General features: G+C 69.0%; 5 protein-coding genes. 2 read left to right on the top strand and 3 right to left on the bottom strand.

Annotation, left to right across the window (positions count from 1 at the left end):
• The first annotated feature begins 176 nt into the window (after window positions 1–176).
• Window positions 177–1,535, top strand: coding sequence for a chloride channel protein (locus tag METFAM1_RS0106380; protein ID WP_019918772.1), 1,359 nt, complete (start codon window positions 177–179; stop codon window positions 1,533–1,535).
• Here the strand turns inward: METFAM1_RS0106380 and METFAM1_RS0106375 are convergent, their stop codons facing one another.
• The 3 genes from METFAM1_RS0106375 to METFAM1_RS0106365 form a co-directional block, all read right to left on the bottom strand.
• Complete coding sequence (locus METFAM1_RS0106375; RefSeq protein ID WP_019918771.1) at window positions 1,536–2,567, bottom strand: fatty acid desaturase; 1,032 nt, start codon at window positions 2,565–2,567, stop codon at window positions 1,536–1,538.
• 29 nt (window positions 2,568–2,596) lie between these two features.
• Complete coding sequence (locus tag METFAM1_RS0106370; protein WP_019918770.1) at window positions 2,597–3,820, bottom strand: cytochrome P450; 1,224 nt, start codon at window positions 3,818–3,820, stop codon at window positions 2,597–2,599.
• 131 nt (window positions 3,821–3,951) lie between these two features.
• Complete coding sequence (locus METFAM1_RS0106365) at window positions 3,952–5,028, bottom strand: SGNH/GDSL hydrolase family protein (RefSeq protein WP_232419669.1); 1,077 nt, start codon at window positions 5,026–5,028, stop codon at window positions 3,952–3,954.
• A gap of 673 nt (window positions 5,029–5,701) precedes the next feature.
• Here METFAM1_RS0106365 and METFAM1_RS0106360 point away from each other — a divergent pair.
• Window positions 5,702–12,439, top strand: a complete 6,738-nt coding sequence (locus METFAM1_RS0106360; protein ID WP_051102846.1) for an SDR family NAD(P)-dependent oxidoreductase — start codon at window positions 5,702–5,704, stop codon at window positions 12,437–12,439.
• The last annotated feature ends 12 nt before the right edge of the window (window positions 12,440–12,451 follow it).

Raw genomic sequence — 12,451 nt, 5'->3', positions numbered from 1 at the left:
GGTTCGGGTGGGCGCGAAGTAACGCCGTGCGCCTCTATGGTGCATCAGTCGCGTCCGCCGTGCATCCTGGACGCTGCAAAGGGGTATAACGCCCTGAATCGGCGGGCAAACGCGCGGCATGTATCTTGCACGTGTCGCTCGAAGCAGCTTGCCCACCTCCGACAACGACGTCCGACATGGCCGATCAGAAAACATTGCGTGCCCGGCTGACCGCTGCCTGGCTACGCCTGAAGAATCCCATCCTGCGCCGGCGTCATTACGCCTATCTGAAAGTCTGGCTCGGACGCCTCGTGCTGTGGGGCGGCGCGGTCGGCGTCGGACTGCTGGCGGTCGGCTTTGCGCAGCTTTCGGACCATGCGGTGCACCTGTTTCGTGACACCACGTCCAGCCACCCTTGGTGGCCCTTCGTGGCGGCACCGCTCGGTGGAGCGCTGTGCGTATGGATCACGCGCCGCTGGTTCGCCGGTGCAGAGGGCAGCGGCATTCCGCAAACCATCGCCGAAATGTCGAGGCCCGAAACGTCGGGCTGGCGCCCGCTGCTGACGCTGCGCATCATCGTCGGTAAGGTGTTCATCGGCGTCGCGGCCGTCGGCAGCGGCTTCTCGCTCGGCCGCGAGGGCCCGACGGTGCAGGTCGGTGCTTCGCTGATGAATGTGCTGCATCGCTGGCTGCCGGGCGCACTGCACATTCCGCGTACCCACATGCTGGTGGCTGGCGGCGCGGCCGGCATTGCCGCCGCCTTCAACACGCCGCTGGCCGGCATCGCTTTCGCGATCGAGGAACTGACGCGCAGCGTCGAAGCACGCATGAGCGGTCTCATCATCACCGCCATCGTGCTCGCCGGCATCGTGTCGCAGACCTTTCTCGGCAAGGCCAGCTATTTCGGACAGATCGTCATCGCCGGCAGCGACCGCGACATGGCGCTGGCCGTTGCGGTCACCGCACTGGTGTGTGGCGTAGCTGGCGGCCTGTTCTCGCGCATGCTCATCATCGGTTCGACCTCGTGGCGAGGGCCGCTGGCCGATCTGCGCGCCCGCCGCCCGGTGCTGTTCGCAGCGGGGTGCGGTCTGCTGGTGGCGGCGCTCGGCTTCGTCAGTGGCGGCCTCAGCTTCGGCAGCGGCTACGCCGAGACCCGCGCACTGCTCGAAGGCAATACCGAGCTTGCGTGGTACTACGGGCCGGTCAAGTTCATCGCCACGCTGATCGCCTACCTGAGCGGCTTGCCGGGCGGCATCTTCGCGCCCAGCCTCGCCATCGGTGCCGGCATCGGCCACGACCTGGCACCGCTGCTCGGTCAGCAGGACGCTCAGGGCCTGCTGCTGGTGCTGTGCATGGCCGGCTTTCTCGCGGCCGTCACGCAGGCGCCGATCACCTCCTTCATCATCGTGATGGAAATGGTCGACGGCTACTCGGTCATCATCGGCCTGATGGCGGTGTCGCTGCTGTCGGCCGGCGTGTCGCGCTTCTTCAGCCAGCCGCTCTATCACACGGTGGCGCGGCACATCATTGCCCGCAATACCGCGCCGCCTCCGTGATCAGCCGCGCGGGAAGGGCATCCAGACGTGGCGGCGGTAGTCGTACATCTGGCAGTCGTTGAGCACGGTCAGGAATTCCTTCAGCGTCAGCTTCACCTTCTTCACGTTGCCGCTGAAGGTCTGTTCCAGTGAAGCCTGCGTCTTGACCAGCCGGTAGAGCGGAATCTTCTTGTCGACGTGGTGGGCGGTGTGCTGGAACACGCGGGCGAACGAGAAATCCAGCCAGGCCGGTACTTCCGTGTGGATGGACCCTTCGACCTGGGCGCGGAAGTAGTTCCACTCGTCACGGTTGTCGTACCACCGTATGGTCGGGTAGGTGTGGTTCTGGATGGTCACGAAGGTCATCACGTAGTTCCACACCAGGAAGGGCAGCCCGACGCACAGCACGAGGTTCCACGCGAACCCGGCCGCGTCGGCGGCGAACAGGTAGGCCATGAACACCTCGAAGGCGAGGAAGCCGAATACGGCGACGAAATCGGCCAGCGCGACGGCTGGCGGAATTTCCTTGCCGTTTTCCGAGCGCCGCAGGATGAGCACCTTCCACCAGATGTCGAACAGGTAGTAGCAGCCGAAGCCCCAGATGCTGCGGTAGAAGCGATGCACGCGCTTCTGCCACGGTGACAGCGCGGCGAACTCGTCCGGCGACATCGGCGGATACACCGGATCCATGCCCTTCAGATTGGTCCAGCCGTGGTGCATCTTGTTGTGCTCGATCTTCCATGTGCACACCGGATGCAGCGAAGGCATGAAGGCGAGCGTCGCGTACAACCGGTCAAAGAAGGGCCGGTTGGTCAGTGATCCGTGCGCGGCGTCGTGACCGATCACGAACATGATGCCGATGGCCTGGCCGCTCATGACGCCGAACAGCGCCTTGAGGGCCAGATTGTCCATCGACAGCGACAAGGTCCATAGGCCCGCGAACAGGCTGGCTACCGTCAGAAAGAGCAGGCTGCCGAGCGGCAGGCTGTAGGCGTAGGCGATGTCGGGCAGCGTGGAACGGACATCGAGCGGGGTCGGGCAGCGTTCGGTCACGGAAGTACTCCTGCAGTGGATTGAGGGCGTCAGACGGCGACGGCGTCGGCCGGCTGGGTCTGCATGTCGAGGCGAAGCGTGCTCAAGCCGCGGAAGCCGAAGTTCGCCAGCCATTCGGGGCGCGCGTCGACGGCGGAAATGTGCGGGCAGCGTGCGAGCAGCGCGTCGAAGGCGATCTCCGCTTCGAGCAGCGCGAGCCGTGTGCCGATGCACACGTGCGGCCCGTGGCCGAAGGCGAAATGGGTGGTGTCGGCGCGACCGATGTCGAATCGGTCAGCGTCGGCATGACGCGCCTCGTCGCGGTTGCCGGAGGCGATCAGCGGCACCACCATCTGCCCGCGCCTGATCTGCGCGCCGGCGTATTCGAAATCCTCGGCAGCAATCCGGGTGAGGTATTGCACCGGGCTGTCGTAGCGCAGCATTTCGCGCACCGCGTTCGGAATGCGCGAGTGGTCCTCGCGCAGGGCCTGCATCTGTTCGGGGTGGCGCAGCAGCGCGAGCATGCCGTTGCCGAGCAGGTTGCGCGTCGTTTCGTGGCCGCCGAACATGAGCATCGAACACTGCGATGCCACCTGTTCGCCGTTCAGCGCTTCCTCGTCCTCCTCGATGCGGATGAGCAGGCTGATCAGGTCGTCACCGGGCGCGTGCCGACGCTGCTCGACCACCGCCTCGAAGTAGCGCGTCATCGCCAGCAGGCTGTCGCGCCCACGATAGGCGACTTCGAGCGAACTGGCCGGATTGCCGAAGAAGCGCGCGATGGCGTCCGACCACTCGATGAATTCGGCCTGATCGCGCGCGTCGACGCCCATCAGTTCGCAGATGACCAGCGCCGGGAAAGGGTGGGCGAAGCTGCCCATGTAGTCGACGGTGCCGTGCGCGGGCAGGCGATCGATCAGCAGGTGCGCGGTGCGCGTGATCGCATCGCGCCACAGGTCCATCACCTGCGGCGCGAAGCCCTTGTTCATCAGCTTGCGCAGCAGCGTGTGTTCCGGCGCGTCCTGGAACAGCAGCCACATGCCGAACACGCGGTTGAATTCCGCGAACGCCGGCTGCGCCGGTTCAGGTAGCAAGGCGCTGTAGCAGTGGCTGCGCTGCGCGCTGAGCCGGCTGTCGCGCAGCACCGGGGCGATGTCGGCATGCCGAGGCAGCAGCCATGCACCACCGAGAAAGTCGCCATTCCAGTGCGCGGCGCCGGCTTCGCGCAGCGCACGGTAGGTCGGGTAGGGGTTCTCGATGAAATTCTGGTCGAACATGGTCGCGTCTCCGTCTGGGCGATGTCGGTCCGCGGATGCGGATCCGTATCGGATGTGAAAGGGCGGCAAGGTGAGGGGGCGCATCGCCGGCAGCGAGTCCGGGATGCAGGTGATTGCGAGGTACTTCAGCGTCAGGCCGCCTTTGCGGTCGTCACGCGTCGTCGGCGAAGCAGGAGCAGCAGGCCGCCCGCAGCCATCAGTGCTGCGGCCGAAGGTTCGGGCACCGGCGCGGCGGCGACGCCTGCGAGTTCGCCGGCCAGCATCGAGTACGCCGCGGTGGTGAGGTGGATCGAATCCCAGAAGAAGTACTCGTCCGGCGCACCGCAGGCGGCGAAGGCGCTGCCGTTGAAGTCGAGGCAGGCGGACACGGCGTTGGTCAGTCCTCCCGGTGCGTTGCCGGCCAGCACGGCGGCAATCGTGTCCTCGTACCAGTCCTGCGCGTCGAAGCGCATCAGGTTCAGGGCCTGCTGGCTGCTGTCCAGCGTGTCGAGCAGGTTGTCGAGCTGGATGTTCATGGTGTCGACGCCCTCGTGCAGCAGGGCGCGCAGGTTGGGATCGGCGGCGAAGGCGCTCGCCCAGAAAGGCTCGTGTTCAAGCGCAATGCTGTTGAGCACGAGGATGTTGCGGGCGCCGGCGTCGACCAGCGCATCCACGTTGGCTGCGATGTCCTGCGCCGCCGTCAGGCCCGCCTGCTGGAGGGCTGCGCGGCGCGTTTCGTCGCCGAGGGCGGCGGGCAGGGCCTGGCCCAGGCCCCAGAAGTCGTTGTGTCCGCCCCAGACGAAGTACAGCGCGTCCGGATCGGCACTGCCGGTGAGCGAAAGGTGAGTGTCGACCTGGTCGCGCAGCCCGGTCGCTCCGAAGGCGGTGTTGACGAAGGGCAGCACGTTGCCGTGGCCGCTGAGCGCACCGGTCCAGGCGTAGTTGGTCAGACCGATGCCAAGCGCGCCGGCGAGGTGCTCGACGGCCGACAGGCCATTGGTGGGACGCCCCTCGAAGAAGCCGTCGGCGTAGCCGGGAATGGAGAAGGGCGGCCACCAGGCGAGCACGTCCTCGATCGGCCGCGTGGACAGCGCACCGACCAGGTTGCCGGTATCCGATAAGCTGTCTCCGAACGCGTATATCGCCGAGTACGGTGACGCCGCCCAGACGGATGACGCACCCCCGGCAATCGCGGCCGCCATGGCCAGCCGGCACATGAACCTTCTCATCAGATATGTCCTTCCATGGGTGAGGATCGATCGTTCGCCGACGGCGCACATGACCGGATTTCTGTGTGTGCGCCGCACAAATATCGATGTTCGTCCGGTCGCGGCTGCAGCGTCAGCAATACGCATGCCAGAGGCATCGGCAGTGCCGCGCCAGGAGAATCGGAAGGGGAGGAAGGGGCACCCGCCGGGGCGGCGGAAATCGCCGTGACCAGGGCCTCCGCATGCTGGATCGAAGCGGGGAAAGGCTGCGGGGAACGATTTCGTGCGAGGAGCGAGGGCCAGCGATTCGTGACCGTGCTCGCGTGAATCATTTGCCTACGAATGTCAATGCGATATCAAAAAAGCATTTATTTGACCATCGTCTTAGGCTAAAAGTAGTACATGTGTCGCAATGCTGGACAGATTGTGTCCAACTGCAAACTTCGATGCCGAAGTCATTCGTCACCGTGCGCGGGGTGAATCACCTGTCATGACATCTTGTTTCACTTCCGGAATCTGACCTGCGTTTTCCTTGCGCAGCCGATGTTTCGTGTCCGTGTGCCCGGTCCGATGGAGCGCTGGTCGGACTGCACTTCCGTGCGTCATTTCACATGTTGCAGCGAAGCATAAATGCCCTGGCACGGTAATGGCTATTGAGCGCTCCGGCGCCGTGCGTTCTGCACGGATGGGTGTCATGAACGGGGCGGTGATCGGCGTGGAACTGCAGAACGACAACTTGCTGGCGTGGCTCATCGATCGATTTGCCGATGTACTAGGGCATGACGCATCGCGCATTCATCCGCACGGCACGCTGGAGGAACTCGGACTCGAGTCGATGTCCGTGGTGGCCATGGGGCGCGTGCTCGAAGCGCACTTTCCGATGCTGCCCAGGACCTTCCTGTACGACTGCAGGACGGTGGCCGATGTCCATGACTATCTGCGCACGCACTTTCCCGGCGAGGCCGCGCGGCTGTCGGCGTCGCTGACGCCGGTTGCCACGCACGCCGCCGCGGCGCCGCGCTTCAGCGACCAGTGGGAAACGCTGGACGAAGTTCCGGCCGATGCCGGCGTCGCGGCGATGGATCAGGCGATCGCGATCGTCGGCGTGGCCGGGCGCTACCCCGGGGCCGCCGACCTGGAGTCGTTCGCCGCTGCCCTGGGAGCCGGCGTCGATGCCGTCGGCGAAGTGCCGTCCGAACGCTGGTCCGCCGACGGTCTGTTCAGCCGCGATCCGGTGGCCCGCACGCAGTGGGCCAGCATGTCGAAGTGGGGCGGCTTCCTGCGCGACGTCGATGCCTTCGATTCGGCCTTCTTCGGCGTGTCGGCGGTCGATGCCGACGTGATGGACCCACAGGAGCGGCTGTTCATCGAGTGCGCGTGGCACGCACTGGAACACGCCGGCCTCGGGCCGGAGCGCCTGCCGCGCTCGCAGCCCGGAGCGGCCGCGCGCGTCGGCGTGTTCGCCGGCACCACCACGCTGTCCTATCCCTTGCTCGGCGAGACGCACTGGCGCAGCGGCGGCGGTCAGGTGCCGACGGCCATGCCGTGGTCGGTCGCCAACCGCCTGTCCTGGCTACTCGATTTCGACGGCCCCAGCATCGCGCTCGACACCGCCTGCTCGTCGTCGCTGACCGCGCTGCACCTGGCCTGCGAAAGCCTGCGCCGCGACGAGTGCGCGGTGGCGCTGGCCGGCGGCGTCAATCTTTACCTGCACCCGTCCAAGTATGTTCAGCTGAGTCAGCAACGCATGCTGTCGCCCACCGGTCGCTGCCACGCCTTCGGCGACGCGGCGGACGGCTTCGTGCCGGGCGAGGGCGTGGGCGTCGTCGTGCTGCGCCGACTCGCCGACGCACGCGCGGCCGGTGACCGCATCCTCGGCGTGATCCGCGCCACCGGCATCGCGCACGGCGGCCGCACCACCGGCTACACGGTGCCCAGTTCGCGCAGCCAGGGTGTGCTGATCCGCGACACGCTGGCGCGCGCCGGCCTGGGCGCATCGCGCATCGGCTATGTCGAGGCACATGGCACCGGCACCGGGCTGGGCGATCCGGTCGAGGTCGAGGGCCTGCTCGCCGGTTGGGCGGGCGAGCGGCCGCAGCGCTGCGCGCTCGGTTCGGTCAAGGCGAATATCGGTCATCTCGAATCGGCCGCCGGCGTCGCCGGACTGACCAAGCTTCTGCTGCAGTTCCGCGCGCGCACGCTGTTCGCCTCGCTGCACTCGGCGCGGATCAATCCGGCCATTGATCTGTCACGCACGCCGTTCCGCATTCCGCAGCGCACTGAGCCCTGGCCCGACGAGGCGCAGCCGCGCTGTGCCGCGCTCAGTTCATTCGGTGCTGGCGGCGCCAACGCGCACGTGATCGTCGAGGAGTGGGTCGATGTACCGGCGGACGTCGCTGGTGGCGCCGTCGCCACGGTGTTTCCGTTCTCGGCCGGCGACGACGAACAGCTCGATGTGGTGCTCGCGCGTTTCCGTGACTGGCTGGCGCCGCGTCTGGCAGAACTCGATACACCGACCGGACGCGCCCGCGTCGCGGCGACGCTGCAACTCGGACGTACGCCACTGCGCGCCCGGGCACTGGTCGTCGCCGCCTCGCTGGCCGAACTGTTGCAGTCGCTGTCGGCCGGTGACGTGCAGCGGGGCCTTGTCGGCGGCGCGTCTGCGGCTGCGGATGCAGGCACCGGCGACCCGCTCGCGCTGGCGGCGCGCTGGCTGTCCGGCGCGCCGGTGCAGTGGTCGGCGCTGTGGCTGACGACGGGACCGGTCATGCCGCAGCCGCTGGATCTGCCGGGCTATCCCTTCCGCCGCACCCGCCACTGGATAGGCGGCGCGCAGACACCGTCCGCAGTGCGTTTCGACGTCGCGCCGGCGAGCGCAGCGCTCGCGGGTGCGCTGCACATTGCGCCGGACGACTGGCGCGCGCGCAACCACGTGGTCGACGGACACGCGGTTTTTCCTGCGGCCGGCTTCCTGCAGTTGCTGGCTGCGCGCCTGCCCGGCAGCGACGCCATCGAATTCCGCGACCTGATGTGGGGACGCCCGCTGGTGCTCGACGCGCCGGCTGACGTGACGGTGGAGCTGGAAGCCGATGGGCGCTGCGCCGTGCGCAGCGGTGGCAAGGACAGCGGCGCGGCTCATCTGCGCGGATCGCTGCGTGCGGCCGTGACGGAGGCGTCACCGCTCATCATCGGCCGGCCGTCGGGAGCGTTCGACCGCGACGCCTTCTATGCGCGCTTCGAACGGATGGGGCTGCGCTACGGGCCGGACTTCCAGCCGGTACGGGCACTGATGCGCGATGCGTCACACGCCGTCGCCGAACTGTCGGTCACTCCGCGCGACGACGTCGGCCGCATCGATCCGGCCCTGCTCGACGGCGTATTCCAGTGCGCGGTGGCGTTGGCCCCGGACGCCGTGCTGGCGGCCGGGCGCGCCTTCGTACCGTTCTCGATGCGCCGCCTGACGCTGCACGCGCCGCTGCGCGAACGCGCCGTCGTGCGCATCGACTATCGCGGCACGCCGGCACCGGGCCTGCACGCCTACGACTTCCGTGTCTGCGCAGACGACGGCAGCGTTCTGGCCGACATCGAGGGCTTTTGCTTCCGCGCCTGGGACGGCGCGCGCACGGCGCCGCTGCATCTGCTGCAGCGACAGTGGGTCGTCGCCGACGGGCGATCGCCTGCTGGTCTGGCTGTCTCGCCCATGCTGCTCGCAGGCGCTGCCGGGGTCGGGCTGGGCGGACTTGCCGCCCGGCTGCGTCGCCTGTATCCCGCGCAACCGCTGTGGAGCGTCGAAACGGCATCGCGCTTCCGCTTCCACGACGGGCACTGCGTGGATATGGACGCGAGCGACGCCGCCCATCGGCGCACCCTGCTCGAACTGCTGCAGCACGGTGACGCCTTCCCGGCCACCGCGGTCTGGATGAGCGGCAACGCGCGCGGCTCCACCGAGGCCGACGCGCGGCGCTTCGTCGCGCTGGCGCAGTTGCTGGTGGGCGCGCTCGGCGCACGCTCACTGCGACTGGTCTATGTGGGCACGCCGTCGTCCGACGACGGACGCTGTTTCCACGCCGCGATGGCCGGCCTGCTGAAGAGCCTGCATCTCGAGGCGCCGCGGGTGTCCGCCGCGCTGCTCGAATTGGATGCCGCCACCCTCGACGACCCGGTGCGCCGCGCCGACGCGGTCGCCGCAGTGCTGGCCCGCCCGCTGTCGCCCGGGCATGTCCCGCGTCTGCGCATACACGAGGGCTGCATCGAAGAGGAGCGCTTCGCCTGGCTGGACGCGCCGCAGGACGGCTGGTTGCCCACGCGCGGCGCGACCTATCTGATCACCGGCGGCATGGGCGCGCTTGGTCGCACCTTCGCGCGCTGGCTGGCTGGCTGCGGCGTGCACGTCGCGCTGGTCGGGCGCAGTCCGCTCGACGACGAAGGCGCACGCGCAGTCGCGTCGCTCGGCGGCGAGGGCGCGTCGGTCGTCTACGTGCAGGGCGACGTGACCGACGCCGCATCGCTGGCCGGTGTGCTGCAGCAGGTGCGGGCGACGCTGGGCCCGGTGCGCGGCGTCATTCACGCGGCCGGCGTGCTGCGCGACGCCTTCTTCGTCAAGCACGGCGACGACGACTGGCAGGCCGTGCTGGCGCCCAAGATCACCGCCGCCCGCCTGCTCGACGAGGCCACGCGCGACGATCCGCTCGAAGCTTTCGTGCTGTTCTCGTCGCTGGCCGGCGCGCACGGAAATGTCGGCCAGAGCGTCTATGCCTACGCCAATGCCTGGCTGGACGATTTCGCCGAGCTGCGGGCGCAGGCGGTGGCCGGCGGCGCCCGCCGCGGTCGCACGCTGGCACTGGCCTGGCCGCTGTGGCGCAGCGAAAGTGGCATGCAGGCCCCGCCGCCGGTCATGCAGTGGATGGCCGAGCGCGGCCTCGAACTGCTCGACGCGGAGCAGGGCGTACAGGCGCTGCGCAGCGCGATGGCGAGCGGCGCGGCCGGCGTGGTCGTCTGCAGCGGCCGGCGCGACGGCGTGGCCCGACTGCTGGAGGTCGAGCCGGCCGCGGCGCAGCCGCTCGTGCAGCCGCCGGCATCCGTCGCGCCGACCAGCGCCGACACGACGGCGGCGCTGCGTGACCGGCTCGGCGACATGCTGGCCCGAGCCTGCGGCATTGCACGCGCCCGCGTCACGCCGGCGACCCCGCTGCAGTCGCTCGGACTGGATTCCATCATGGTGATGGACCTGAACGGCGAACTGGACAAGCACTTTTCATCGCTGCCGAAAACGCTGCTGTACGAAGCCGACACCGTGCAGGACCTCGCTGCGCGCATCGCGTCGGCTGAGCCGGAGGCCGCGGCCCGCTTCGTCGGCGTCGCCGCTGCGCCGCCGGTGGAGGCTGCACCGCCGGCCGTCGCGGTGGCGTCTGCGGCGCCGGCGCCATCCATCCAGCCGGAAGCCGAGGCCCAAGGCACGGAGGCGGGGCACGGCCTGGCCATCGCCATCGTCGGCATCGCCGGCCGCTATCCGCGTGCCACCGACCTCGACACCTTCTGGGACAACCTGCTGCAGGGCACGGACTGCGTCGGCGAGCTGTCGCAGCGCTGGCCGGACGATCCCGCCTTCACCCGGCGCGAGGGTGAGGCGGGGAAGAGCGGCGCCTACGCACGCTGGGCCGCGCTGATCGACCAGCACGACTGTTTCGATCCGCTGTTCTTCGGCATCGCGCCACGCGACGCCGAGCGCATGGACCCGCAGGAGCGGCTGTTCCTCGAAGCGTCCTGGCTGGCGATCGAGGACGCCGGCTACACCCCGCAGACCCTGCAGTCGCCGCCGTCGCGTGACGGAGAGCGGGCGCGCGTCGGCGTGCTGGCGGGTGTCATGTACGGCGAGTACCAGTACTACGGCGCCGGTGGCTCGGCCACGCTGACCAATTCGTCCTACGCCTCGATCGCCAATCGTGTGTCCTACACGCTGGGTTTCAACGGCGCCTCGTTCGCACTGGACAGCATGTGCTCGTCCTCGCTGACCGCGCTGCACACCGCCTGCCTGCTGCTGCGCGCCGGCGAGTGCGACGCGGTGCTGGCGGGCGGCGTCAATGTGTCGGCCCACCCGTATCGCTACCGCATGCTGAGCGAACTGCAGTTCGCCGCCAGCGACGGCCGCTGCCGCAGCTTCGGCGCTGGCGGCGACGGTTATGTGCCGGGCGAGGGCGTCGGCGTGGTGGTACTCAAGCGCCTGGCCGACGCCCTGCGCGACGGCGACCACATCCACGGCGTCATCCGCGGTTCGGCCATCGGCCACGGCGGGCGCACGTCCGGTTTCACCGTGCCGACACCGGTCGGGCAGAGCGAGGTGATTGCGGATGCCTTCGCCGCGGCCGGCGTGCCGGCATCGCGCCTGGGCTATATCGAGGCGCACGGTACCGGTACCGGCCTGGGCGACCCGATCGAGCTGCGCGGCCTGGCGATGGCGCTCGAAGGCGCGCTGGATGACGCAGTGGTGCCGATCGGTTCGGTGAAGTCGCAGATCGGCCATCTCGAATCCGCAGCCGGCGTGGCCGCGCTGAGCAAGGTGCTGCTGCAGATGCGGCATGGCCGGCTGGCGCCGTCGATACACAGCGAGCCGGCGAACCCCAATATCGATTTTTCGAAGCTGCCGTTCCGCGTGCAGGCCACCGCGGCCGACTGGCCGGCGCCGCGCGACGCGGCCGGACGCGCGCTGCCGCGGCTGGCGGCGGTCAGCTCGTTCGGGGCCGGCGGTTCCAACGCGCACCTGGTGGTGGAGGAATGGCCGGGCGTGCCGCAGGCGGATCTGCCCGGGCCGCACATCGTCGTGCTGTCGGCGCGCACGCCGGACACGCTGCGCACGATGGCGCAGTCGCTGGCACGCCATGTCGAGCGTGCGCTGGAACGCGGAGAGGCGCTGTCGCTGGCCGATCTGGCGGCGACGCTGCGTGTGGCGCGCGTCGCCCAGCCCAATCGGCTCGCCGTGATCGCTGACGACCTGGGGACGCTGGCGGCGCAGTTGCGCGCCAGTCTGGAAGGCGAGTTCTGGCAGCTCGACGCCTCGGCGCTTCCGGCCGGCGTGTTCAAGGGCGTGGCGGACGCCGACGGCGCGCCCGCGGAGGCGGGCAGCGATCCCGCGGCGCTGGCGCGTGCCTGGGTCAGCGGTGCCTTCGACGACTGGAGTGCTCAGCCGGTACCGCCGCTGCGTCGGCGCGTGCCGCTGCCCGGCACCGCCTTCCAGCGCCGGCGCTTCTGGGCGCAGCCGGTCGCGGCCGCCTCGGCCCCGCAGATCGAACAGCCGGTGGCGGCCTACGTCGCCACACCGTCGGCACCGCCTGCGCTGTCGCCGCGCGACATCCTCGAACGCGTGAAGACCGGTCGCATGGCGCCGGACGAAGCCAAGCGCCTGCTCGCCGGCATGCGCACCACCGCAGACCAGTAAGCGCACACCGCA

The sequence above is a fragment of the Methyloversatilis discipulorum genome, from assembly GCF_000527135.1.
GTDB lineage: Bacteria > Pseudomonadota > Gammaproteobacteria > Burkholderiales > Rhodocyclaceae > Methyloversatilis > Methyloversatilis discipulorum.
The sequence above is the reverse complement of the archived record's forward strand: the minus strand, read 5'-3'. Positions and strand labels throughout refer to the sequence as shown.